We start from the raw sequence: 24,258 nt of genomic DNA on the forward strand, positions 1-24,258 counted from the left end.
AAGACTGAACCGTCCCGCGTTTGATGCCGCTTCGTTCTTTGTGAAGGATGAAGCAGCTGTCTAAGCGTTACCCGGCCGAGCAGATCTTCTCGGCCCAGTCCTCACCGCGAATCATTTATTCGGTGTATCTCTTCGCCGACGTCTCTCTTCCGAGACTACGAGCGGCTTGATCCTGCGGGGTTTGAACAGCCATTGCCCGTCACGGTCTGCGCCCTCTGGGCGCGCCGAACCCGCGCTTCTCCTCGTCACCGCCAGACTCACTCTCCCCCTGATCCATGCCGCCAGGTCGATCACGTCGAATGCTTCGGGCACGAACTCAACCCCAGGCACCAGCGAGAGCATGATCCCTGAACGGCACGCTGAACTGCCCGAAGAACTCAACGGCACCCATCTCTTTTCGGCCAAAAAGATGAGTAAGTGATGAGTTATGGGTCCGCAGCCGTCCGATGACAGCGCGGAGATACGTTCACAGTGTCCGTCTGCACAGGTCACAGCGGTAAAAGCCGCGAACTCGACTCCCAATATTTGCGATTAAGAGTCAAGTCTGCGAAAGGCGCTACGCCGCTTGTGAGTCCGCAGGTCACAGAGTTGTTCATTTCTGCGACACTGCGGTCGCCTACACATACCCAGACAACAAAAAGTGCCCCTGACCAGCGAATATGCTGTTCAGGGGCACTCGTTGTGCGCCATCAGGGATTCGAACCCCGGACCCGCTGATTAAGAGTCAGCTGCTCTAACCAACTGAGCTAATGGCGCCGATCCGCACCGCGTGTTCTCTGCGGTGCGGGAGAAACATTAACAGCAGATGCGGCCAGATGTGAAATCGGCTGGTCAAGGCACCTGTTGCGTCAGTTGAAGATCCTGCGAACCACGAGAACTGCTACCACTGCGCCGACTCCGAGCAGAGTGAACTTAACGGCCGGCTCGTTGAGCTTGGCCACCACCGTCTGCTTGGTGTTGGCGACGATGTTCTTGGGGCTGGCACGGACGCTCAGCTCGTCCAGCGTGCTGGCCAGCTGATTGCGAGCGGCCTCGATCTCGCGCTCGATTCGGTCGGTGTCCTTGGCCACGTGTCCTCCAACTTGTCTGCAAATAGTCTTGGTCGTACTCGAGCCTAGAGCACGGCGGTATTTCGATACTCTCGTGCGGTGACCGAATACAGCAAGCTCGAGCCGGGCGACACCGCTCCGGCGTTCACCCTGCCCGATGCCGACGGCAAGGACGTCTCCCTCGCCGACTACGCCGGCAAGAAGGTGATCGTGTACTTCTACCCCGCCGCGAGCACCCCGGGCTGCACCAAGCAGGCCTGCGACTTCCGCGACAGTCTCGCCGAGCTCAACGGCGAAGGCCTCGAGGTCATCGGCATCTCCCCCGACAAGCCGGCCAAGCTCGCCAAGTTCCGCGACAAGGAGGAGCTGACATTCCCGCTGCTCTCCGACGAGGAGAAGACGACGTTGCAGGCCTGGGGTGCGTTCGGGGAGAAGAAGAACTACGGCAAGGTCTACGAGGGCGTCATTCGTTCGACGTTCCTGGTCGACGAGGAAGGCAAGATCGAGGTGGCTCAATACAACGTTCGTGCCACCGGCCACGTCGCCAAGCTCCGCCGCGACCTAGCTGTCTGAACCGGCCAGCCGCTGCAGGAACAGCGCCTCGGCGACGGCCATCTTCTCGATTTCCGTCGGGTCCACGCTCTCGTTCGGGGCGTGGATCCGGCATCGGGGTTCTTCGACGCCCATGAGCACGATCTCGGCGTCCGGCAACGCCTCCGCCAACGCGTTGCACAATGGAATGGACCCGCCCTGCCCAGCCGTCCCCATGGGACGTCCGAATGCCTCTTCCAAGGCACCTGACAACGCCGCGTAGCCCGGGCCGTCCGTTCTGGCCCGGAACGGCGAACCGATCGCTTCTCGCTCGACGGTGACGCGCGCATTCCACGGCGTACGTGCCTCCAGATGCGCCACCAACGCGTCCTGCGCCTGCAGGGGATCCATCCCTGGCGGAACTCGCAAATTGAGCCGTGCCGTGGCTCGAGGGGAGATGGCAGCGGCCGAGCCCACGACGGGTGGGCAGTCGATTCCGAGAACGGTCAGCGCCGGGCGCGCCCATACCGCGTCGGCCACGGTGCCCGAACCCGCCAGTGCGACTCCGTCGAGCACCCCGGCATCGGATCTGAACTGCTCGGCGTCGTACGGCACCCCATCCCAGGTCTGCGCGCCATCGAGACCGTCGACCGTGGTGTCACCGTGCTCGTTACGCAGAGTTGCCAGCACCTGGATCAGCGCGCCGAGCGCATCGGGTGCCGGTCCCCCGTACATTCCGGAATGCACCTCTCCGGCAAGCGTTTCCACGTGTACGACGACATTGGCTATCCCACGCAGGGTAGTGGTGACCGTCGGCAGACCCACTGCAGTGTTGCCGGTGTCCCCGATCACCACGACATCGGCAGCGAACAACTCGGGCCGCTCGTCGACGAGTGCTTCGAGCCCGCCCGTGCCCATCTCTTCAGAACCCTCGCAGACGATGCGCACGCCGACGTCGAGCGACTCCCCCACCGCGCGCAGCGCCAGCAGATGCATCAAGACGTTGCCCTTGCAGTCGGCCGCACCTCGGCCGTACCACCGACCGTCACGCTCGGTCAGCTCGAAAGGCTCACTGTCCCAATAGCTTCTGTCGCCGGGAGGCTGGACGTCGTAGTGCGAATACAACAGAACGGTCGGCGCCCCCGCCGGTGCCGGCCGGGAACCGACGACAGCCAGTGAGCCGTCGTTGGTCTCGATCAACTGCACGTCGGGGATTCCGGCGTCGACGAACGCCCGCTGCACCCACTGCGCTGCACCGACGCATTCCTCCACCGGGAACTGCCGAGGATCGTGCACAGATCGGAACCGGACCAGTTCTGCCAGCTCCGATTTCGCGCGAGGCATCGACTCCGCGATCGCGGATCGAATGTCGGCGGGGCGTACATCGGTCGGCATGGTTCCTCCAGACGAGAAATGACAGACGGGCTCTCGCCAGTCTGTCATTTGCTCGCACCTACCGAAGCGACACGTCAGCCTCCGGCCAATTCCTGCGCGATCCACTCACCTGTGTGCTGCCAGTGCCGATCCCAGGCTTCCTGCTCGAGTTGCTCCTGGGATTTGCCCGGCTCGGGAACGACGGTGGGCACAGTCAATTGCGGCGGATCCACAGTCGCCGCAGCGGGCTTCGGGGTACCTGCAGGCGCAGCGCCCGGCGGTACCCAGGACGGCGGAGTCCACGGCTGAGGAGTCCCTTGCTGTGGAGTCCACTGCTGCGTCGTCGCAGTCGGCGGTGTGGTCGTCGGCGCGAGGGCCGATTCCACCGTGGGCGGGAGCGTCTTGGGCAGGGCGTCGACCGGCAGCGCAGGCGCAATAGTCGTCGGATCGACGTATCGCGTTGCGCCGGCCAAATCGGCACCGTCATTGCTTCGGTCGACGCTCTGCCCGGCGGTCGCATCCCCATTACTCGGCAGCGTGGCTGCAACGGCGACACCGGCCGAGGCCACCCCGGCGAGCAGCACCGCAGCGAAGATCAGTTTGCGGCCGCCGGTCGCTGAACTCGACCTGCCCGTTGCTGCCACCGGGGACGCCGGCACCACCGAAGGGACCGTCTCCGGCACTGCGGCTTCTTCCGCGTCGTCGGCCCTCTCCGTTTCCACGAGAGCGGCCTGATCCTCGACCGAAACCGATGCGAGCCAGGCCGCCCCGCAGGCGGCGACCCGATCAGCGGCACCCACTCGCACGACGGGCACACCGAGACCGAGGGAGAGAATGTCGATCAAGTCCCGGTTGCTCGATCTGTCTCCGAACAGCGCGACCGCCTGTGGTTTCTTGCCGGATTCGTCGACCACTTCCCAGGCCAGCGGAATCGTGCTGCCGATTCGTTCGGGGGACATCGAGTCCAGGGCAGCATTCTTGGCGGGCGTGAGTGTGGCATCGGCTGCGTCGGCGAGAGAGATGGATACGCCGTGTTCGCCCATGTAATAGAGCAGCACCGTGCTCGCGTCGGCGAGGTCCTTCGCACGGGCCAACCAGGACAAGAACGACTGGGATGCAGAGACGAACACCGTCGACTCGTCGGTCACTGCCGTGGCGAGTTCGGCGCGCTCGGACTCGGACCGATGCACGACGGCGACGGCGTCGACCGACACGTTCAGCGTTGCTGCCTCGGCACGCATATCCGAGATCGCGCGCGGTAGAACGGCGGTCACGTCGGGGTCGAGCGAGGTGGTGGAGTGCGCGAGCACCTCCCCCGAGGTCGGCTCGAGCAGGACCGTCTGCATCGAGCCGGATTCGATCGCTGTACCGATTGTTGCCACTGCAGTCTCCCTGTGCTCGGGGTGAGGCTCCCGACCATGAACGTCGTCCTACGGACACGAACGACGGCCACCCTGCACGGAAATTGATTCAATACCTATAACCATACCGGTTGCCCGTTTGGCTGGCCCATATTGAACTTGGGGATTGTCACAGCAAGACGGCCCGACAGCTGTCGTCGCACACAGCGGTCCCCCACAAGAACGACCGAATCCGGAGTGGGCGATGCGACCCGCACGACAGAAGTGGATACCGTGCACCCGCGACGGATAGCCTGACCGGGTGGAATCCTCTGCTCGTGCCCAGTCCTCGCGCCGTCTCGACGCCGCGCTCGAGTCGACGGCGCAGACTCAGGAGCTGATGCCGAGGCGTCGTCCCACGCAGGAACGCAGCCAACGCAAATTCGACGCGTTGCTCCAGGCGTCGCGTGAACTGCTCAGCGACGTGGGCTTCGAGTCGTTCACGTGTGAAGAAGTCGCGTCACGGGCAGAGCTGCCGATCGGCACGCTTTACCAGTTCTTCGCCAACAAGTACGTCATCGTCTGCGAACTCAATCGTCAGGACCTCGTGGGAGTCCAACAGGAATTGGCAGAGTTCGACGGCGAGGTCCCGTCCCTGGACTGGGTGCGGTTCCTGAACAATTTCGTCGACCACATGGCCGGCATGTGGATGACGGACCCGTCGCGCCGCGAAGTATGGCTCGCGATGCAGTCGACTCCGTCCACCCGAGCCACCGGGGTCATTCATGAGCGCGAGTTCGCCGATCAGGTCTCACGCATGCTCGGACCGTTGACGCCGCGCACGCCGCGGCACCGTCGCAATCTGATGGCCCAGGTGTTGGTACACATCGTCTACTCGATGCTGAACTTCTCGGTGCAGGACGGCCAGAGCCACGAAGATGCCGTGGCCGAACTCAAGCGAATCATGATGGCGTATCTGCTCGTCGCAGAGAAAGAGAGCAGGCGCTCCGGCGGGTCGGTCAACACCGACGAAGCCTGACCCGCCCGCTTCACCCATACGAAAGGCCCGCCCGATCTCGTGGATCGGACGGGCCTTCGTCGTCGTTCAGCGCGGAGTTACTCCTCCAGGATCGCCACCGCGGCGGCGATATCGCCGTCGTGCGTCAGCGACAGGTGAATCTTGACCGTCGGCAGAAACTCCTGCGCCATGCCGTGCAGCTTGATGGACGGTCGGCCCCACGCATCGTTGACGACCTCGATCAACGGGTACGGATTGTCGCCGATCTGCGGCGGCCGTGCGAAACGTGATGTCGCCCAAGCTTTCAGAACTGCTTCCTTGGCTGCCCACCGTGCTGCGTAGTGCCGCGTCGGGTCGGAGCTCTTGGTCGCCGCGTGCCGACGTTCACCCGCGGTGAAGCTGTCGCGAATCATCGTCGTGCCGACCTTCTCCATCTGCTCGGCGAAGTCGGACACCGTCACCAGGTCGAAACCCACTCCCAAGATTGCCATCAGATGACACCCGGCAGACCGGAGGCGTAGACGTCGTCCTCGCCGAGGCGAGCGGACTCGTTGAGCAACACGTTGGCCTCCAGTTCGCGTGACGCCTTGGCCGGCGTCCCGTCATGTCCCAGTCGTCGATCGTCGGGCCGCTCGTAGAGGGAGTCGCCACCCACCATCGCGGAGATCAGCCTGCGCTGACCGGCGATACGACGTTCGTTCGCCTTCGCGATGTACTCCGCACGCCGCTCGGCCGGAACGGCCTCGAGGAATGCTTGCGGGTGCACCAACGCGATGAGTCCGGACACGTGCCCGAAGCCGAGCGAGGTGAGCAGACCCGCCTTCAGCGGAACCGAGTCACCGAAGCGCAGCGGCTCGCGAGCCCACACCAAGTGCTCGAAACCGGTCATCTTGTCGTCGACGCAGTCGAGGCTGCGGTTCGGCGGGATGACGCCGTTGGCCAGCACCTGGCACAGGCCGATGAGCTGCCAGGCAGCCGCTCCGCCCTTCGAGTGCCCGGTGAGGGACTTCTGCGAGACGACGAACAGCGGAGCGCCGTCCGAGCGGCCGATGGCCTTGGCGAGGCGCGTGTGCAACTCGGCCTCGTTCGGGTCGTTGGCTGCGGTGGACGTGTCGTGCTTGGAGATCACGGCCACGTCGTCTGCGCTGACGCCGAGTGCGTTGAGCGAGAGCGCCAGTGCCGAATCTCTGCCGCCGCGACCGGCGCTGAGTGCGCCGAGTCCCGGAGCCGGGATCGACGTGTGCACTCCGTCGCCGTACGACTGTGCGTAGGCCACCACTCCGAGGACGGGCAGGCCCATCTCGAGTGCCAGATCGCCGCGAGCGAGCAGAATCGTTCCGCCGCCGTGCGATTCGACGAATCCTCCGCGCCTGCGGTCGTTTGCCCGGGAGAAGCGTCGATCGCTGATTCCCTTGGCGGACATCGCTGCCGAGTCCGCCGTGGCCGACATGTCGCCGAAGCCGATGATGCCTTCGGTGCTCAGGTCGTCGAATCCGCCGGCGACCACGAGCTGCGCCTTGCCCAGCTTGATCTTGTCGACGCCCTCCTCGACCGAGACGGCCGCGGTGGCGCAGGCGGCGACGGGGTGAACCATCGCGCCGTAGCTACCGATGTACGACTGAACCACGTGTGCAGCAACGACGTTCGGCAGAGCCTCCTGCAGGATGTCGTTCGCACGGGCATCGCCGAGCAGGGTGTCGATGTACAGCGAGCGCATGGACTCCATGCCGCCCATGCCGGTGCCCTGAGTGTTGGCGACCAGCGTCGGGTGCACCCAGCGCATCAGTTCCGACGGGTTGAAGCCCGAGGAGATGAAGGCGTCGACCGTGGTGACGATGTTCCACAGGGCAACACGATCTACCGAACTCGCCATGTCGGGCGAGATGCCCCACTTGGTGGGATCGAATCCGGTCGGAATCTGACCACCCACGGTACGGGTGAGCTTCATCTTGCGCGGAACGCGAATCTCGGTGCCCGCCTTGCGAGTGACCTGCCAGTCGCTCGATTCGGGAACCGGTGTGATCAGCGTGTGCTCGGGATCCGCAGCCGCGAACGACCGTGCGTCGATCTCGGTTCCGACGACGAACGTGAGGTCGTTGTCGAGGAAGATCGAGGTCATCAGCGGAGCGGTGTTACCGACCATTGCGCCGTCGTCGCCGTACGTGCGGATACCGCACTTCTCGACCACGATGTCGTGGTACTTGTCGGCGATGTCCTCCTCGGGAACGAGGTCACCGGACTCGATGTCGTACCAGCCCGGCTTGGGATCGTTCTCCCAGGCGATCAGGCCGGTGTTCCACGCGAGTTCGAGAACGCCTGCGGCAGAGAGCTGCTCGTCGACCTCCATCTCGAAGCGAGTGCGCGCCGAACCATAAGGTCCGAGCTCACCTGCACCGACGATGACGATCAGGTCCTTCGGATCGACATCGAGGGTCGGCCACGCCGGGGCGGTCGTCGGAGCGAGCCGCGGAGGTGCGGGCAACGCGGCGATGACCGAACTGTCCACGGCCTCTTCGGTCTTCTCGGCCGCAGCAGCGGCCGCGTCGCGAGCAAGCTCGACGAGGTTGAGCTTGGTGTTGGCCAAGCCACCCGTCAGATCGGCGACGATAGGCTCCTGCGCGGCCCGACGACGTGCGTCGAGGGTGCACAGCCGCAGCAGCTCGGTTGCCATCTCCTCGGTCGACCAGGTACGGACACCTTCGGCTTCCACGGCCTCGACGATGGGATCGTTGCCGCCCATCAAGCCGGTTCCGCGAACCCACCCGATGTGAGCGTGCGCGATGGACACCCGCTCGGCCCAGTTCTTCTCCGAGCCCCACTTCGCGACGACTGCATCGAGTGCAGCCTTCGACTCACCGTAGGCACCGTCGCCACCGAACATTCCGCGGTTCGGCGATCCGGGGAGCACCACGTGCAGATGAGTGTCGATGTCGTTGTCGTAGCCGACCTTCGACAGTCCGGTGATCAGACGCTCGACCGACCAGAGCAGCACGCGCATTTCCATCTCGGCGCGAGCTCCGGCGTCGGACATCTCGCCCATGACCCGAGGTGCTGCGAACGGGAACAGCATCGTCGGAGTGGCAGCTGCCTTGACCAATGTCTTTGCGCCACCGGCAGTGTCGATGTAGTCGCTGCCGATCCACTCGATGAGGGCATCGACGTCGGTGTACGACGCGATGTTGGCCGGAACCACCCAGAGCGACGCTCCGTTGCGAGCGTTGTCGCGGTAGAGCGAGCGGTAGAAGCCCAGGCGCTCGTCATCGAGCCGCGAGGTGGTGACGAAGACCGTCGCGCCCCCGGCCAACAACTGAGCGGTCACTGCCGCGGCGATGGATCCTTTGCTGCCGCCGGTGACGACTGCGACGTCGTCGGCCCACTGTCCCTTGTCCTCGGATGCGACCGCGATGTCTGCGATGCGTCCGAAGGTCTCGGCGAGCACGGCCTTGTTCTCGTAGTCGGCCTTGGCCTTCCACCACTGAGCCTGTGCTGCAACGGCATTGCCTGCGCCGGCGAAGGACTCGACAGCGACATCACCTGCGGTACCGAGCCACAACCGAGCCAGATCCTCACGGGCGGTGGCCCACCGGTCGTCGATCAGCACGGCGCGCTTGGCGTCGAACGCGGGAGCGACGAGACGAGGCCAGTCCGATCCGAGCTCGGCCGAAACCAGCTCCACCAGAGCAGCATCGGGGTTCTCGGCCAGCAGCGCGTTGGGTGCGTCCGCCAGGCCGAGCTGTTCGAGCACCAACCGGGCTGCGGAGGCGAGAACGCCGTCGCGACCGGTGATGTGCTCGGTGAACTCACCGAGCGCAGCGGCGTCGACGGTTCCGCCGGCTCCACCGCCTGCCTGCGGCATGGACACTGCGATTCCGCGTCGAGCGGCAACCGAAGCAACCGCGGCGTCGATGACGTTGTCGACAGCAGTGCCGTCGGCGAGAGCGCCGTCGGCCAGGCCACCGAGTGCGCCACCACGAACCGAGGCACCGTCACGGGTACCGAGAGCGACCTCGGCGGTGACGTGGTGCGCCCAGCCGTCGCCCAGTTCCCAGGTCTTCTTGACGCGGTCGGCGATGGACGCCGGGCGTCGTCCCGAGGGGCCGAAGACCTTGCGGAGATGGTCGTTGATCGAGTCGCTGAGCACCGGGCCGAACGGCTTGTAGGTACGAGCCAGCTTGTTGACCGTGCCCGAGAGCGCGCCCATGTCGGCATCGGCTGCGCCGTCGATGGCACCGAGCGAGAGCTCGGAACCGAGGTCGACGAGCAGCTGGTTACGACGCGAGGAGACGCCGTCGCACAGCGCCTCGATGGTGTCGGCGGGCCCGATCTGATCGAGCTGCAGTTTGGTCCACAGTCCGATGAGGATTTTCGTCGCGTCGGCGGCGACGAACGCGATGTCGTCGGGGCGCGGTCCGCCCGACGGAGCCGCTGCCGGAGCGGGTGCTGCAGCCGGAGCAGCCGCGGCTGCAGGAGCAGCGGCTGCAGGAGCAGCGGCCTCGGGAGCGGGAGTCGCCTCGTCCTCGTCGGCCGGAGCCGGGTCGGTATCGGTGCCGTAGACGATCGCGGCTTCGCGCTCGAGGTTCAGCACCTCGACCGGGTGGCCGAAGCGGCCGGGCAGCTTGAGAGTCTGCGACGCGAGGTTGGCCACGGTCGGTGTTGCACCGAGCCCGATCTCGACGAAACGCTCGACGCCCATACCGCCGTCGGACTCGTCTGCGAAGAGCAGATCCTGAGTCTCGATCCACCGGACCGGGCTGGCGAACTGCCATGCGAGCAATTCGGTCAGAATCACGCGGCACAGATCGCTCGGCCGTGCGGCCCACGAATCGAACTCTGCGAGAACGGTGTTCAGCGGCTCGGACGGTACGAGGTCGGCGATCTCCTGAACGAAGGCCCGGTCGAGCGAGAACGGCTTGGGCACCAGGTTCGGAATGTAGCGACCGACCAGGATCGCGGGATCGAGCTGCTCGGGCAGCAGGGTCTCGAGGCGGCTACGGAAGTCGTCGACTCCCCCGCGCAGCACCGTCGAGTGGAACGGCACGTCGATGCCCGGAACCATGATGTAGGCGGCCTTGCCGCCGAACTCTGCCCGGCGGATGGCGATCTTCTTCTCGAGTTCACCGAGGCCGGCAACGGTGCCTGCAATGGCGTACTGCGAGCCACGCAAGTTGAGGTTGACGATTTCGAGGAACTCACCGGACTCTTCTGCGACACCGGCGACGAAGCCTTGCACGTCCTCGTCGGCCAGGCCGATCTGGGACGGGCGGATGGCAGCCATGCGGTAGTCACTGCGGCCGTTCTCGTCACGGGGAACGAGTGCGTGCATGGCCGAGCCACGCTGGAAGACGACCTCGAGAACGGCCTCGAGCGGGAGCACACCGGCAACAGCGGCCAGAGCGTTGTACTCACCCACCGAGTGGCCGGCGAGAATCGAATTCTCCACGAATGCTCCGGATTCGCGCAGTTCGGCAACCTGTGCGACACCGAGAACGGCCATCGCAACCTGGGTGAACTGCGTCAGGTGCAGCACACCGTCGGGATGCTTGTGCGTGACCCCGCGGGCCTTGAGTGACGTCGGATTGTCGCGCACGACAGCGAGAATCGAGAAGCCGAGCGCGCTGCGCGTGTGCTTGTCGGCACGCTCCCAGATCTCACGCGCGGCCTTGGAGCGAGCGCGTGCGTCCAGTCCCATACCCGGGCGCTGGATGCCCTGGCCGGGGAACGCGTAGACGGTCTTCGGCGCGGCGGTGCGTGCGGTGGCGACCATGACCAGTTCACCGCCGACTCGGCAGGACACCTCGACCAGTTCGGCACCCTGGTCGAATCCGGTGCGGTCGACGCGAACGTCTATTTCCGCTCCGGGGCGGACCATCCCGAGGAAACGAGCAGTCCAGGCAGTGAGACGACGCGGAGGAGTCTTGGTGTCCTCGTGGTCGACTGCGGTGACGGTTTGCTGCGCCGCCGCCGAGAGCCACATGCCGTGCACGATCGGGCTACCGAGGCCGGCGAGCAACGCCGCGGCATCAGAGGTGTGAATCGGGTTGTGGTCGCCCGAGACCTGCGCGAATGCGGCCATGTTGCGCGGGGCCACGATGGTGGCCTGGCGACGGCGACGACGCGGGGTGTCCTTGGCATCGGCGCTCAGCGAACCGCCGGCGCGAGCCGGATCCACCAACTCGCCCTTGCCGGTGCGTCCACGAATGGCGAAGCGCTCCACCAGAGTTGCGACGGCCGGGGCGTCGAGCCCCTCACCGAGCATGGCACCGATCTCGACGGTGACCTCGACGACGCGACCGAGGTCGGTGTCGAGCACCTCTCCTGCTGCGGCCTTGACCACGAGAATCGAAGTGTCGGTCGGCAATTCACCGACGAGGTTGACGCTGTGATCGAGGTGCACCAGGTCGAGCATGCCTTCGATGACGTCGATGCCCTCGGCGTTACGGGTCGCACCGAGGACGGCGAAGACGGCGGGCCAGCAGGCACCGACGAGAACGTCGGGAACGGCCTTGCCGCTGACGGTCAGTGTGTCGGGCAGTCCGGATCCGGTGACGCCGGCGTGGTCGGCGATCAGATCGGGGATCCACGCGATGTTCAGCCGCGCGACACCGTTCTTGACCGTCGGAAGGTCCTGTCCTGCCGCAACTCCGAGCAGTGCCGACATGGCCTGCTGTGCATCTTCTGCGGTGACGACCGGAGCGCCGCCGTCGATGGTGGAGGCGGGCACCGTCAGACGGATGCGTACTTCCTTGCCCGGGGCGAGCGGGACCAGCAGTTCGACGTGCTCGGTGTCGAGCACGGTCAACGTGGAGCCGGTCTGTGGGTGCGAGGCGACCGTATCGGAGTCGACGGTCCAGTCGGCCGGATCTCCCAGGCGTGCAACGGGGTTCTGCGTCATGCGCGAGGCCCAGGTGACGTCGGGAGCTGCCAGCACGATGCCCAGCAGTCCCGGTGCGATCTCGGCGTGGCGTCGGCTGGCGATGGCCGCCGGCTCGACACCCTCGGCGAGAAGCTGGTCCGCGGTGGCCTTCTCGAAGCGGTTCAGCAGTTCGCCCACCGGCTCGTCGACGCGAGTGATACCGGCGACGGCAACGGTTCCGGGGATGATGCAGACCTGATCGGCCGAGTAGCGAGCGTCGTGTGCCTGCCACAGCGAGTCACTGCGCCACCAGCGGCGCACGTCACCGTCGACGACGGGAACGAAGTTGACGGGCTTGCCGGGCATGCGGCACAGCGAGGTGAAGAAGGTGATGTCGGCAGGGTGCAGCACCACGTCACCGGCGTCGGGGAACTGAGCGAGCAGTGACTTCAGTGCTGCGCGCGGACGCTCGAGTACCTCGGCGTCGGCGAACAGGGTGGGGATGGGGCCACGATCGACCGGGTGCAGACGTGCCTCGGCGCGCTGCAGCATTTCGAGGAAGCGGGTGCGCCAGGTGACGTCGAGCCACACCGATTCACGGGCCTCGGTCACGGCATCGGTGAACTCACCGCCGCAATCGAATTCGCTGCGCGAGTCCGTTCCGATGGCCAGATCCAGGTAGCGGCTCAGCCACTGCTGGTAGGTCATCTCGGCGACGTCGCCGAAGAACGGCTTGGCGGTGCCGTCGAGTGCGGCGATGATCTCGTCGCGGCGCTCGGCAACGGCGTCGGCGTTGCCGGCGACCTCGTCGAGCAGCCGACCGCAACGTGATGCCGCGTTGTCGATCTCGTGGATGTCGGCACCGAGCTGGCTGCGGCCCGACGCCATTCCGCCGTTGGCGGTTCCGGCACCGACCCAGTCGGGGGTTCCCGGAGTGTCGACGAGAAGCTGCTTGACCTCGGGAGCGGTCGTGGCTTCCAGAGTGGCCATCGCAGCGGTACCGACGAGGATGCCGTCGAGAGGCATCTTCGGGTATCCGTGCACGGCAGACCAGGTTCCGGTCAGGTAGTCCGCGGCCCGCTCGGGTGTTCCGATACCGCCGCCGACGCAGATCACCAGGTTGGGACGCGAGCGGAGCTCGGCGTAGGTGGTCAGCAGCAGGTCATCGAGGTCTTCCCACGAGTGGTGTCCGCCTGCGCGGCCACCTTCGATATGGACGTTGACCTGGTAGGTCGGAACCTCGTTGGCGATGCGGATCACGGCACGAATCTGCGCGACGGTTCCCGGCTTGAACGAGACGTAGCTGATGCCGGCCTCGGAGAGCTCCTCGATGAGAGCCACTGCCTCGTCCAGTTCGGGGATGCCTGCCGTGACGACGACGCCGTCGATGGCCGCACCCGCTGCACGGGCCCGCTGCACGATGCGGCGACCGCCGAGCTGCAGCTTCCACAGGTACGGGTCGAGGAAGAGCGAGTTGAACTGGATGGCGCGGCCGGGCTCGAGCAACGTGGAGAGCTCGGCGACGCGGTCGGTGAAGATGTCTTCGGTGACCTGGCCGCCACCGGCGAGCTCGGCCCAGTGGCCTGCGTTGGCTGCGGCCGCGACGATCTTCGCGTCGACGGTCGTCGGCGTCATGCCGGCGAGCAGGATAGGCGAACGTCCGGTCATCTTGGTGAAGGACGTCTCGACGACGACACGGCCGTCGGGCAGCGTCACGGGCTTGGGTGCGAATGCCGACCATGCCGGCTGCACCTCGGGTGCGGCTCCTGGAGTGAGCAGATTGCGGTGGCCGCCGCGTGAGGATGCCGCGATGATGCCGACGCCCTGTCCACGCAGCGCCGGGGTGGTCATGCGGGTGAGGAGGTCACCGGGTCCGAGGTCGAGGATCCAGTCCGCGCCGGCCTCGACGACACCGTCGATGGCGTCGACCCAGTCCACGGAATCGACGAGGATCTTCTGCGCCAGTTCGCGGGCCAGGGCGGCGTCGAGACCGCAACGCTGCGCCCAGGCGTCGACGAGCTCCACGGCGTCGTTCAATGCGGGGTGATGGAAGCCGATCTCGACCGGGAGCTGCTCGAAGACGGGTGCGAACACCGCGCCGCCGCGCTTCTTGGCATCGCGCTCACGTTCTTCCCGAGCCGCGATCTGCTCGCACTTCTCCTGCACGCGAGCCAACTGAGCCGGCGGGCCGGACAGCACGACGCGGCGACGACCGTTGCGGATGGCCAGAGCGGCGGAGCGCTCGGGTGCTCCCGGTAGCGCGAGCTCGTCGACTATTGCCTGCAGACGTTCGGGCTCGACGTTGCCGACCGAGACCATCGGAGCACGGTCACCGGCACCGATGATGCCGCGGCGACGTCCGACGAGTCCGGCAGCAGCGCCGACCAACTGCGCGATGGCCAGGAAGTTGGCGTCCTGTGCGCCGTCCGCGGCGACGGACTCGGCGGCGATGAGGCCCTGCGAGTGTCCGACCACCTTGACCGGCGGGGTCTGGGCGGGGTCGAGGCCCTGCAGCTTCAGCGCGCGCAACGCGGCGACCTGAGTGAGGAAGACGCCCGGCAGAGACACCGCAGCCGAGGTCAGTGCCGCTTCGGAGGGCCCGTAGGAGCCGGCGGTGTCGTCGTCGGCGAGGTCCTGCTCGAGCATCCAACCGATCGGGTCGAAGCCGACCGAGCGGACGACCAGCAGCTCGTCGGACACGGGCGCGAGCACTGCTGCGGCCTCGTTGACGAGATCGGTCAGTTCGGGCTCGAGTGCGGAATCGCGCGCGAGCTCTTCGAGCGAACTCAGCCAGGGCGCACCCTGACCACCGAACGCCAGGGCGTACGGCTCGCCCGCGGCGAATCGATCTGCCAGAGTCCGAGAGCCGCCACTGCTTCTAGGGGCTTTGCCTGCGTTGCCTGTGCTTCGCGAGCCGCGTCCGTGTGATGGTGTGCTCTCGTTGATCGTCAAGGCTGAAGATTCCTCTCGTGGACGTCTCGGGGGTCGAGGCGTTCGCTGTGATGACTGCCGTGGTGCGTCGTGGGCAACAGGGCAAAGCGTGAGCCTGTCTTCGTCGACAGGTCTCCTTCGCGCTGCTCCAGGTTGACACAAAATCATGAGGAAATCCTCAGGTTTGCTCGGACGTCCGAGTGCTACCAGCGAGTACGTCCGCGCAAGCGCCTTTACTTTTTGTTTACCCAACTCGCGAGTAACCCGCATCCACCCTGGCGGGAGACTCGGCGGCGACGGCGAAACATGAGGGAACCCTCGCATTTTTCGTTATCTTTTTGTGATGTGATCTCGAGCACTCCGTGAGCGTCCGGTGACCTGTCGGTGGGGTCGTCTAGCTTTCTCCTACGAACCGCATCCGATAGGGCGGTCGACGAACTCCGGGGGGAATTCATGTATTCATCGGTTACGGACACTTGCACGACGGGCGAGCTCGAAGCAATGCTGTCGCACATCGAATTAATTGCCTCGCAATCGAATTCGCCGCACTGGACACCGGGGTGGCGCGGCGAATCCGAGGCGGCGCTACTCGACGCGATCTTCTCCGCGCGCGCTCCTTACGGAGGACCGACCAGTGGGGTGCGAGCGGTCATCGGACGGTGGCGGTCACACCGCGGCGATAACCGACTCGACGACTTGACAACCCTTGCAGAACTGACTTCGGATCCGGATCAGCTCGTGCAGATCCTGTCCAACCGTCAGCTCGTTCCAGGAAACAGCCGAACCAAGGCGGCGGCAGCCGCTGTGGCAGCGCAGACGCTGATCGCGTCGGGGTTGAGCTGTTCGACCGATTTCGAGCAGCACACGAAGGAACATTTCGATGCGTTCCGCGCGATCCCTGGCCTCGGCGAGACGACCTGGGAGTGCATGCTCATGCATCTGGGCGTGCGCACCGACAAGGCGACCGCACATCTGACCGCGTTCGTTGCCGACGCTCTCGAACCACTCCATCGAGACCTGGCCGCCGACATCGCCGAGGAACGCTCCCCCGTGATTCTCGACGCCGCAGCGGACGCACTCCACGTCGATCTCGCCTCGCTCGAGCACGCGCTCTGGCGTTTCCAGCACAAGCTGCGCAGACCGCCGCAGCGTCACTCCGAGGCTGCGCTCCGATCGGCGAGCTGACTCTGCGAGATCATGACCTCTGCGAGATCATCACCTCGACGCCATCGAGGATGCACTCCACACCGAAACGGTAGGCATGCACGGGGTCGCTGGCGGCGTCGTACGACGTCGCCGCGGCCGTCCCGATGCGGGACGACACCGGAAAACGCTCCCGCGTCATCACCCGCTCGATGACGGGTGCAGTAGCCGCCCACCACTGAGCGTCGGACATCCCCGACTGCTTCTTCACCCGATCGACCGCGGCCGAGGCCCTCGCGGTCCCCGAGACGTGAGTGAGAACCAGTGTCAACACCGAATCGATCTCGACGTCACCGAGCCCGGTACCGACGAGGGTGCGCAGCTCTGCCTCGTACTTGTCGTTGGTGTGCGGACCGAGCACCGGACGCGCACCGACGGCGTCGAGCAGCCACGAATGTCGTTGATAGAGTTCCCAATTGCGCTCGGCAACGAATCGCAACGCGGACCGCCACCCACCGGGAACCGATGCCGGCTCGTCGACGTGTGCGTACAGATCTGCCAGAGACCGATCGATCATCAGGTCCGTCAACTCTTGACGCCCCGGCACGTGGGTGTACAGCGACATCGCACCGACCCCGAGATGCTCGGCCACATTGCGCATCGACACCGACTCCAACCCGTTCGCATCGGCCATCTCGATGGCCGCGTCGACGATCGCGTCGACGCTCAGGCCGGTTCGGCTCGGTTTCGCGTCGACCCGCCACAGCAGTTCGAGGATGCGCGCCGGATCGAACGAGTTCTCCTTCTTCACCACCCGGCGAGCCTAATCGGACGTCGACGTGGCTCGAAGAACCGCGTCGCACGCACAGCAGCATCGGCTGTAGACTTCACCGGCACGCGCGAGTGGCGGAATTGGCAGACGCGCTGGATTTAGGTTCCAGTGTCTCAGGACGTGGGGGTTCAAGTCCCCCCTCGCGCACAACGGTCGTTCGACCCGGCTTTTCTCGAGACTCCCAGATCTACCGGTTTCAACGTGTGAAGGTGGCTCGTATGTCCAGCGATCTCGACGACGACGCGATCTTCGCCGAAACTTCCGACGAACGACGCTCTCTCGCACGCACTTTCGACACCCTGACACCCGAACAGTGGGACACCCCATCGCTGTGCGACGCCTGGACGGTCCGCGACGTCGCCGCCCATCTCGTGGTGCCCCTGATCGTCCCGCTCTGGCAGTTCGGACTCGCCATGGTGCGCACTCGAGGGAACTTCGACCGGGCCAATCAGATGATCACCCAGCGAATGAAGCGCAAGCACGGCGACGAATTACCCGCGCTCCTGACAGCTCACGCAGACAAGAAGTTCACCCCGCCGGGCCACGGTCCGCTGGCCCCGTTGTCCGACGTCATCGTGCACGGGCTCGATGTGTGCAGGCCGCTGGGAATCGAGCACCACGTTCCCGAGCACCGCATGGTTACGATGCTCGACTTCCTGGTGCCGGAAAGCGGTGCGGCACCGTTCAAAGGACCCGATCTTCGATTGCAGTGGCGCGCAACCGATCTGGACTGGAGTCGGGGCGAGGGCCCCGTCGTCGAAGGATCGGCGGGCACCCTGGCGTTGGTGCTGACGGGGCGCAGCAGCGCTCTCGCCGACATCACCGGCCCAGGTGCCGAGCAACTTGCCGAAGCACGGGCGAACCGTCGTCGGTCGTGAGTCGCACCCGGCTCGTCCATGGTGAGAATCACCGGCCGACCACCCGATGTGACTACCTTCGGTAGTAGTCGCTCCGGTACCGTCGAGTGGTGACCTCATCCCGCCCGAAGCGTCGACCCGCGCTCATTGCGCTGGTGATCGTATCCGCGGCGGTGTGTCTCGGTCTCGGCTGGTGGCAGTGGGAACGCTTCGAGGCGGTCGGCGGCAACGGCCAGAACCTCGGCTACGCGTTCCAGTGGCCCTTGTTCGCGGCGTTCGTCGTCTACGCCTACCGCAAGTTCGTCCGCCTCGAAGACGAGGACCAGGACGAGCCCGAAGCCGGGCAGCCCGACGGACCGACCGAGGTCCCTCTCGATCTGCTCCCCCAGCGCCGCGTGGCAGACCCGGACGTCGGCGATCTGGACGACCCCGAGGCCAGGCAACTTCTCGAGTACAACAGCTACCTCGCGGAGCTGAACGAATCCCGCGGGACCGACAGGAGCACCACGTGAGTTCGGCACCGGACAAGACCAAGGCGTCCACCAACAAGACTCGGAAGATCGCGTCGGCGCTGCTGCGCTATCGCGTGCTCGCCTACGTCACCGGTATCTGGTTGCTCGTCCTCGTGACCGAAATGGTCGCGAAGTACATTTTCAAGGTCGAGAATGTGCCCAACTGGATTGCGGTAGTGCACGGTTGGGTCTACCTCGTATACCTGATCCTGACGATCGACCTTGCCATCAAGGTGCGGTGGCCGGCCGGTCGGACCATCGGCACGCTGCTCGCCGGAACTGTTCCGTTCCTGTCGTTCTACGTCGAACACAAGCGCACCAAGCAGGTCAAGGCCGACTTCGGCGTCTGACGTCAGCAGGTGATCGGCTGTGCGTTCTCCGGATCCAGCGCGTTCTCCACCAGCCGCTGCGCCAGCGGATCGTACGAGGTTCCTGTGTGCTCGACGACATCGCCGGGGCACACGTCCTGCAGCACCACGTTCGTATTTCCCGCTCCGGTAAGGAGCGACGCCGTGTACGGAACGACAACCTGGTCGTATCGAGTCACGATCGTCGTGTAATCGATCCCCGCGACTGTGTCGCTGCCCTCGTTCAACCGCTCGAGCACGTCGTCCTGCACCGGCGGACCGGCGGTCGGATAGTTCGGCGGAGACAGCGCCACTATGCGCGAGACGGTGCGATCACCGCCGAGGAAGCGGGCGTAGTAGCGCGGCACCGTCCCGCCCTTCGAGTGACCCACGATCGACACCCTCGATGAGCCAGTCGACTCGAGGACGGAATCGACGAACGTGGACAGCTCCGCGGCACTCTCGGGAATCGTTCCCAGCGCTCCCAACGCAGGCACCGGCCCGGTGTTGCCGTAGTCGAGTGCGAACACGCAGTATCCGGCGTCGACCAGGGCCGGTGACAGCGACGACCAGTTCGCGTAGGAGTTCTCCAAAAAACCGTGCACCAAGATGACCGGTTCGGGATGTCGAGCGCTGGGAACGCACGAGTAATCGTTCGCGCCCGCCGGCGTCGCACCTGGATGAGCCACCGAGTAGACCAAGGCCTCGGCGAACGATCCCGCGACCGGCGCTGCCGAAGCGGGGATGCCCACCGAACACAGGGCAGCGGCAGCGAGCACGACCGTGGTTCTCGTCAACACTGCCCGCGCCGCCACGACTATCGCCCCGTCAACGCTTCGAGAGCAGGAACCAGCTTGCGCAGCGCGCGGCCGCGATGAGAGGCCGCGTCCTTCTCGTCCGGAGCCAACTGCGCGGCACTGCGACCGCCTCCCTCCGGCACGAAGATCGGATCGTATCCGAATCCGTTCTCCCCCAACGGCTCTCGCGCTACAACGCCGCGCCACTCACCTCGAACGACGGTCTCGGCTCCGCCCGGGACCACCAACGCACACGCCGATACGAAAGCCGCCCCGCGCCGTTCGTCGGGGGTGTCGCTCAGCTGCGCCAGCACGAGCGCCGTGTTGGCCTCGTCCTGCCCGTGAGTTCCGGACCAGCGCGCGGAGAGCACCCCGGGCATTCCGTTCAGTGCGTCGATTTCGATCCCGGAATCATCGGCGACGCAGGGCAATCCGGTTGCCGCCGCACCGTCGCGCGCTTTGGCCGCCGCGTTGTCCTCGAACGTCGCTCCGGTTTCGGGTGCCTCGGGAAACGGCGGCACCTCGTCGAGACCGACCAACTCGATACCCACGAGGCCGGCGGCGTCGAGTACCCGTCGCAGTTCTCGCAGCTTCTTGGCGTTACGACTGGCTACCAGTAGCTTGGTGTCAGGCACCGAACTTCTTCTTCGTTTCTGCGGTGGCAGGCTCGGGCAGATCCCCCGGGTACGGCAACGCCAGCGCCTCCCTCTGCACCTCGAACAGCTTGTCGATGCCGACGAACGCCGAGTCGAGGAGCTTGTCGAGGGTGGTGCGCGGGAAGGTCGCGCCCTCGCCGGTTCCCTGAATCTCGACCAGAGTGCCGGTATCGGTCGCGACGACGTTCATGTCGACCTCGGCTCGCGAATCCTCTTCGTACGGAAGGTCGAGACGCACCCGGCCGTCGACGACGCCGACACTGACCGCGGCGATCATGCACGAGATCGGCTGCGGGTCGGCCAGGCGTCCGGCTGCTCGTAGGTAGGTGACGGCGTCACTGAGAGCCACGAACGCTCCGGTCACGGCAGCAGTACGGGTGCCGCCGTCGGCCTGCAAGACGTCGCAGTCGAGGGCGATCGTGTTCTCGCCGATCGCTGCCAGATCGATGCACGCGCGCAGTGAGCGTCCGACCAGTCGGGAGATCTCCTGAGTGCGGCCGCCGACCTTGCCCTTGACGGACTCGCGTCCGTTACGCGTGTGGGTGGCTGCGGGAAGCATTGCGTACTCGGCGGTGAGCCAGCCGAGACCGGATCCCTTCCGCCAGCGCGGTACGCCCTCCTCGACGCTGGCCGTGCACATCACCCTGGTGTTGCCGAATTCGACCAGCACCGACCCTGCCGGGTGAGTGGTGAATCCGCGGGTGATCTTGATGGTGCGGAGCTCGTCGTCCGCTCTGCCGTCTTCTCGTCTGGACACGACTCGAAGCCTAGCGCGTCGTCATACGGTGAAGGCGTCCCCTGGCTCGACGGCATGCACCGGTCCGCTGAACTCTGCCTTGGCCTCGGCTATGACATCCTCGCGAGACGTCCAGGGCGGAATGTGGGTGAGCAGCAGCTCCCCCACTCCGGCTTCCCGAGCGATGCGACCGGCCTCGATACCGGACAGGTGGACGCCCTCGGGCCGATCCGGGCTGTCGGTCCACGACGCCTCGCAGAGAAAGACATCGGCACCCTGAGCCAGATCCTGCACCGCCTGGCACATACCGGTGTCGCCGCTGTACGCGAATGTCTTTCCGCCGCCGGTGGTGACCCGCATGCCGTACGACTCCGGGGGATGGAACACCTGCCGGGTCAGAATCGACAGCTGTCCGAATTCGATGGTCCGGCCGTCCACCCAGCGGCGTAGATCGATGGTGTCGGACATGTCGTCGATCTGACCGCCGCACTCGGCCGACGCCACTCCGAGCCGAAACGCAGTGTCCTTCGGTCCGTAGACGATCGCGCGCCCTTCCGGCGGGTTCGGATGGTAGCGACGCCACACGAGCAGACCGGGAACATCGAGGCAGTGATCGGCGTGCAGATGCGAAAGCAGAACGCTCACGTCACCCGGATCGACATAACGCTGCAACGCCCCGAGGACGCCGGGCCCGAAATCGAGAACGACCGGCGCGGTCTCCTCTTCTTCCAGGAGGTAACCCGACGCGGGTGAATCGGGTCCGGACACACTGCCCGAACATCCCAGGACGGTAATTCGCATGTAAGCCATGCTGCCACGCCGAGCGCGTCACTCGAAACGTTCGGGCAGTATTGACCGCGCGAGTCGGCGAATTTCACGCCCGAACACAGCTGTGCTCGCGGTTACCTACCGCCTACGGAGTGGGACGATCGAGTGCTCTGGCGCGCGCTCTGTCGGCCCGAGCGTCGGCGGACAGCAGCCGAGCTGCGACGACCCCACCCACTGCGCCGAACAGATGGCCCTGCCAGGAGATGTTCGGATCGCTCGGCAGCACGCCCCACAGCGCGCTGCCGTACAGCACGAACACCACGACCCCGATCGCGAGCTGGCCGAGGTGGCGGGTGAAGAATCCACGAACGAGCAGGTACGTGATGAAGCCGAAGATCAGAATCGACGCGCCGATCGTGTTGCTGTAGGTGCCGGCCGTGAGCCAGGTACCGACGCCGCCGATCACCCAGACGATCCCGGTGGCAGCCAGACCACGCGCGATGCCCGAGAGCAACACCAGGAATCCGAGCACGATCAGGGGAACCGTGTTGGCGATCAGATGCTGCCAGTCGTCGTGCAGCACGGGCGCGAACAGGATGCCCCACAAGCCGTCGGCGGAACGAGGCTCGATACCGTTCTGCTCGAGCCGTGATCCGCTCGCGACGTCGATGATCTCGATGATCCACAGCAGCGCCACGAATCCTCCGACGAAGACGGCTGCCTGCATCCACGCGGGCCGCTCTCGCTCACCGGGAAGCTTGCCGGTCTCACTCATGATCGCCTCCAACCTCGGTCTCTCCACGGTACCGGTAGCGGCTACCTGCCGGTCAGAGACGCGATGCCGTGAATGCGGAGGGGAAGATCTGGCGGTAAGTGGGGATGCCGGCCACCGAGGTGGCGTCGAGCAGGGCCCGGACGATGGCTCGCTCGACGACGATCGCCGCGGCTTCGGTGACCGCGGCCAGTACCGGTAGTTCCGGGGAGAATGCTGCGGGCACAGAGGACTCGGCGGTGACGGCCCTGGTACCCGTGGACACGGCGAAGACGGTGTCACCGTCGAGTGGCGAGTGCGCAGGTCTGATGGCCCGAGCGAGTCCGTCGTGACCCGCGACGGCTATCCGCTTGCACGACGCCGACGACAGCGGCGCATCCGTCGCAACCACGCCGATCGTGGTGTTCAGAGCAGTGGCCTTGGGTTCGAGCGCCGCCGCGGCCCGCACCTCGTCGACGTCGGGATTGCGCATGCCGAATTCCGCAGGCCCCAGTGTGCCGGTGCCCCACAACAACCCGGTGCGCGGATCGAACACCGCGCCCACAGGGTTGACGACCATCAGCGCCGAGACCGTCACTCCGTCGGCCGGACCGCCCTCGATCACCGTGCTCGCGGTGCCCACCCCACCTTTGAGCACGCCGGCGCGAGCACCGACTCCTGCCCCGACCGATCCCGTCGCGAACTCGGTCGCCGCCGTGGCCGCAGCACGGTAGCCGAACTCCGCGGTCGGGCGCGCGGCCCAGTCGCCGACCGGAAGGTCGAAGATCACCGCAGCCGGCACGATCGGCACGACGTGAGCCGGACTGCCCATCGGGATGCCTTGTTCGTGCTCTTCGAGCCACCGCATGACGCCGTCGGCGGCCGCAAGCCCGTACGCACTGCCCGCGGTCAACAGGATGGCGTCGACCTGCTGAACGGAATGGCTCGGATCGAGCAGATCGGTCTCGCGCGTTCCCGGTCCGCCGCCTCGCACGTCGACGGCCGCCGTCGCCCCACCGAGAACGCGCACCACAGTGCAGCCGGTGGCCGAACCGGACCCCATCGCGGCGTCGTCGTCGAGTTCGTGATGATGGCCGACCAACAGACCTGCCACATCGGTCAAGCAGTCCCGGGGGCCGGGTTTCGAGAAGGCTGTGGTCACGTCGGCACCCTAGGGAACGAGGACCTGGACGAGGGAATCCTGCATCCAGGTCAACCAGTGGTACACATCCAGATGGGGAGCACGAGGATCGCCCTCGTCGAGTACGTCAGGAGTGTCCGCACTGATGCCCAGTGTGGTCCCGAGCGCCAGCCTCACGTCGTTGAGACCCGTCAACCACGCGTCGGCCTGTTCCTGGGTGAGCACGATCTTTCCGCCGGAATCGGGCAGGGTCGCGAGGATCACTGCCCCGGCAGCCAACTTCTCGTCGATGATCTCGGGCTCGTGCAACCCGCGGAGGGCACCGTTCAGATCGGCCGGATCCTGATCGTCGTGTTCGGGATCGGCGCGGTGGAAGTCCGGCAGCAGCCGAGCCAGCGCTGCATCGTCCGGCGGGCTGTTGTGGCCGGTACGCAGCCCGGTCAGCGCAGCGAGCTCGTCGGTGGGTGCCGCGGCGGAACGATCGCGTAGCAGGCCGAGAACGGATGCGACCAGGGACTTGAGCACCGCCGCCTCACGAGCGTCGATCTCGGACTTGATCTTGACCCCGGACAACGAATTTCGTCTCGTCCACGTGCGCACTGTCGGTGATGTCCTTCTCTGA

20 protein-coding genes and 2 tRNA genes are annotated in these 24,258 nt (G+C 65.8%); 8 read left to right on the forward strand and 14 right to left on the reverse strand.

From position 1 onward, the window contains the following. The first annotated feature begins 47 nt into the window (after nucleotides 1-47). Nucleotides 48-170, forward strand: coding sequence for a hypothetical protein (locus tag K414_RS29785; RefSeq protein WP_272913802.1), 123 nt, complete (start codon nucleotides 48-50; stop codon nucleotides 168-170). 512 nt (nucleotides 171-682) lie between these two features. Here K414_RS29785 and K414_RS0120530 read toward each other — a convergent pair. Both K414_RS0120530 and K414_RS0120535 read right to left on the reverse strand, forming a co-directional pair. Next, nucleotides 683-756 (reverse strand) — tRNA-Lys (locus K414_RS0120530). 92 nt (nucleotides 757-848) lie between these two features. Then, nucleotides 849-1,070, reverse strand: coding sequence for a DUF3618 domain-containing protein (locus K414_RS0120535; protein ID WP_027497653.1), 222 nt, complete (start codon nucleotides 1,068-1,070; stop codon nucleotides 849-851). Between the two features lie 78 nt (nucleotides 1,071-1,148). Between K414_RS0120535 and bcp the strand changes: the two genes are divergently transcribed. Beyond that, on the forward strand, nucleotides 1,149-1,622 hold the full coding sequence (gene bcp / locus K414_RS0120540) for a thioredoxin-dependent thiol peroxidase (protein WP_027497654.1): 474 nt from the start codon (nucleotides 1,149-1,151) through the stop codon (nucleotides 1,620-1,622). Here bcp and K414_RS0120545 read toward each other — a convergent pair. Together K414_RS0120545 and K414_RS0120550 are read right to left on the reverse strand one after the other, a co-directional pair. Then, complete coding sequence (locus K414_RS0120545; protein WP_027497655.1) at nucleotides 1,611-2,975, reverse strand: dipeptidase; 1,365 nt, start codon at nucleotides 2,973-2,975, stop codon at nucleotides 1,611-1,613. The genes bcp and K414_RS0120545 overlap by 12 nt on opposite strands. Before the next feature lie 74 nt (nucleotides 2,976-3,049). After that, nucleotides 3,050-4,336: a hypothetical protein gene (locus K414_RS0120550; RefSeq protein ID WP_051365192.1), complete on the reverse strand. Its 1,287-nt coding sequence runs from the start codon at nucleotides 4,334-4,336 to the stop codon at nucleotides 3,050-3,052. Between the two features lie 280 nt (nucleotides 4,337-4,616). On the opposite strand from K414_RS0120550, the gene K414_RS0120555 reads away from it, so the two are divergent. Then, nucleotides 4,617-5,333, forward strand: coding sequence for a TetR/AcrR family transcriptional regulator (locus K414_RS0120555; RefSeq protein WP_027497657.1), 717 nt, complete (start codon nucleotides 4,617-4,619; stop codon nucleotides 5,331-5,333). A 77-nt stretch (nucleotides 5,334-5,410) separates the two neighbouring features. Here the strand turns inward: K414_RS0120555 and K414_RS0120560 are convergent, their stop codons facing one another. Both K414_RS0120560 and K414_RS0120565 read right to left on the reverse strand, forming a co-directional pair. Beyond that, nucleotides 5,411-5,803 (reverse strand): holo-ACP synthase, encoded by a 393-nt coding sequence (locus tag K414_RS0120560; protein WP_008715184.1) that lies wholly within the window; start codon nucleotides 5,801-5,803, stop codon nucleotides 5,411-5,413. Continuing rightward, nucleotides 5,803-15,117 carry a type I polyketide synthase gene (locus K414_RS0120565; RefSeq protein WP_027497658.1) on the reverse strand — a complete coding sequence of 3,105 codons (9,315 nt, stop codon included), beginning with the start codon at nucleotides 15,115-15,117 and terminating at the stop codon, nucleotides 5,803-5,805. The genes K414_RS0120560 and K414_RS0120565 overlap by 1 nt, the downstream gene beginning before the upstream one ends. A 480-nt stretch (nucleotides 15,118-15,597) precedes the next feature. Here K414_RS0120565 and K414_RS27505 point away from each other — a divergent pair, with 480 nt between their 5' ends. Next, the gene (locus K414_RS27505; protein ID WP_051365193.1) at nucleotides 15,598-16,281 is read left to right on the forward strand and encodes a hypothetical protein; all 684 of its coding nucleotides are present in this window, start codon (nucleotides 15,598-15,600) and stop codon (nucleotides 16,279-16,281) included. A gap of 10 nt (nucleotides 16,282-16,291) precedes the next feature. Here K414_RS27505 and K414_RS0120575 read toward each other — a convergent pair whose 3' ends face one another. Next, entirely contained in the window at nucleotides 16,292-17,053 is a 762-nt protein-coding gene (locus tag K414_RS0120575; RefSeq protein ID WP_027497659.1) for a TetR/AcrR family transcriptional regulator, read from the reverse strand. 83 nt (nucleotides 17,054-17,136) lie between these two features. Between K414_RS0120575 and K414_RS0120580 the strand changes: the two genes are divergently transcribed. The 4 genes from K414_RS0120580 to K414_RS0120595 all read left to right on the forward strand — a co-directional run bounded on the left by K414_RS0120580 (nucleotide 17,137) and on the right by K414_RS0120595 (nucleotide 18,790). Next, nucleotides 17,137-17,218: transfer RNA gene (locus K414_RS0120580), tRNA-Leu, on the forward strand. A gap of 71 nt (nucleotides 17,219-17,289) precedes the next feature. Further along, nucleotides 17,290-17,949, forward strand: coding sequence for a maleylpyruvate isomerase family mycothiol-dependent enzyme (locus K414_RS0120585; protein WP_027497660.1), 660 nt, complete (start codon nucleotides 17,290-17,292; stop codon nucleotides 17,947-17,949). Nucleotides 17,950-18,038: 89 nt separating this feature from the next. Further along, a complete protein-coding gene (locus K414_RS0120590; protein WP_027497661.1) occupies nucleotides 18,039-18,440 on the forward strand; it encodes a hypothetical protein in 402 nt (133 codons plus the stop codon). Continuing rightward, entirely contained in the window at nucleotides 18,437-18,790 is a 354-nt protein-coding gene (locus tag K414_RS0120595; RefSeq protein ID WP_027497662.1) for a DUF3817 domain-containing protein, read from the forward strand. Before K414_RS0120590 ends, K414_RS0120595 begins: the two co-directional genes overlap by 4 nt. A 2-nt stretch (nucleotides 18,791-18,792) precedes the next feature. On the opposite strand, the gene K414_RS0120600 is transcribed toward K414_RS0120595, so the two are convergent. The 7 genes from K414_RS0120600 to K414_RS0120630 all read right to left on the reverse strand — a co-directional run bounded on the left by K414_RS0120600 (nucleotide 18,793) and on the right by K414_RS0120630 (nucleotide 24,236). Then, nucleotides 18,793-19,602 carry an alpha/beta fold hydrolase gene (locus K414_RS0120600; protein ID WP_037219432.1) on the reverse strand — a complete coding sequence of 270 codons (810 nt, stop codon included), beginning with the start codon at nucleotides 19,600-19,602 and terminating at the stop codon, nucleotides 18,793-18,795. Nucleotides 19,603-19,604: 2 nt separating this feature from the next. Beyond that, on the reverse strand, nucleotides 19,605-20,219 hold the full coding sequence (rdgB, locus tag K414_RS0120605) for an RdgB/HAM1 family non-canonical purine NTP pyrophosphatase (RefSeq protein ID WP_027497664.1): 615 nt from the start codon (nucleotides 20,217-20,219) through the stop codon (nucleotides 19,605-19,607). Beyond that, nucleotides 20,212-20,997, reverse strand: a complete 786-nt coding sequence (gene rph, locus K414_RS0120610; protein WP_027497665.1) for a ribonuclease PH — start codon at nucleotides 20,995-20,997, stop codon at nucleotides 20,212-20,214. The genes rdgB and rph overlap by 8 nt, the downstream gene beginning before the upstream one ends. A 21-nt stretch (nucleotides 20,998-21,018) precedes the next feature. Next, entirely contained in the window at nucleotides 21,019-21,777 is a 759-nt protein-coding gene (locus tag K414_RS0120615; protein WP_027497666.1) for a cyclic nucleotide-degrading phosphodiesterase, read from the reverse strand. 112 nt (nucleotides 21,778-21,889) lie between these two features. Then, nucleotides 21,890-22,519 carry a rhomboid family intramembrane serine protease gene (locus K414_RS0120620; protein WP_027497667.1) on the reverse strand — a complete coding sequence of 210 codons (630 nt, stop codon included), beginning with the start codon at nucleotides 22,517-22,519 and terminating at the stop codon, nucleotides 21,890-21,892. Between the two features lie 52 nt (nucleotides 22,520-22,571). Continuing rightward, on the reverse strand, nucleotides 22,572-23,657 hold the full coding sequence (locus K414_RS0120625) for a P1 family peptidase (RefSeq protein ID WP_027497668.1): 1,086 nt from the start codon (nucleotides 23,655-23,657) through the stop codon (nucleotides 22,572-22,574). Nucleotides 23,658-23,666: 9 nt separating this feature from the next. Continuing rightward, entirely contained in the window at nucleotides 23,667-24,236 is a 570-nt protein-coding gene (locus K414_RS0120630) for a DUF2017 domain-containing protein (protein ID WP_027497669.1), read from the reverse strand. Nucleotides 24,237-24,258 lie beyond the last annotated feature (22 nt).

The sequence above is a fragment of the Rhodococcus sp. JG-3 genome, from assembly GCF_000482405.1.
GTDB lineage: Bacteria > Actinomycetota > Actinomycetes > Mycobacteriales > Mycobacteriaceae > Rhodococcoides > Rhodococcoides fascians.

Bases quoted from the DNA above. Each gene is read 5' to 3' on its own strand.
- K414_RS29785 (WP_272913802.1), top strand. From the start codon at position 48: ATGAAGCAGCTGTCTAAGCGTTACCCGGCCGAGCAGATCTTCTCGGCC.
- K414_RS0120545 (WP_027497655.1), bottom strand. From the start codon at position 2,975: ATGCCGACCGATGTACGCCCCGCCGACATTCGATCCGCGATCGCGGAG.
- K414_RS0120560 (WP_008715184.1), bottom strand. From the start codon at position 5,803: ATGGCAATCTTGGGAGTGGGTTTCGACCTGGTGACGGTGTCCGACTTC.
- K414_RS27505 (WP_051365193.1), top strand. From the start codon at position 15,598: ATGCTGTCGCACATCGAATTAATTGCCTCGCAATCGAATTCGCCGCAC.
- K414_RS0120585 (WP_027497660.1), top strand. From the start codon at position 17,290: ATGTCCAGCGATCTCGACGACGACGCGATCTTCGCCGAAACTTCCGAC.
- K414_RS0120615 (WP_027497666.1), bottom strand. From the start codon at position 21,777: ATGCGAATTACCGTCCTGGGATGTTCGGGCAGTGTGTCCGGACCCGAT.
- K414_RS0120620 (WP_027497667.1), bottom strand. From the start codon at position 22,519: ATGAGTGAGACCGGCAAGCTTCCCGGTGAGCGAGAGCGGCCCGCGTGG.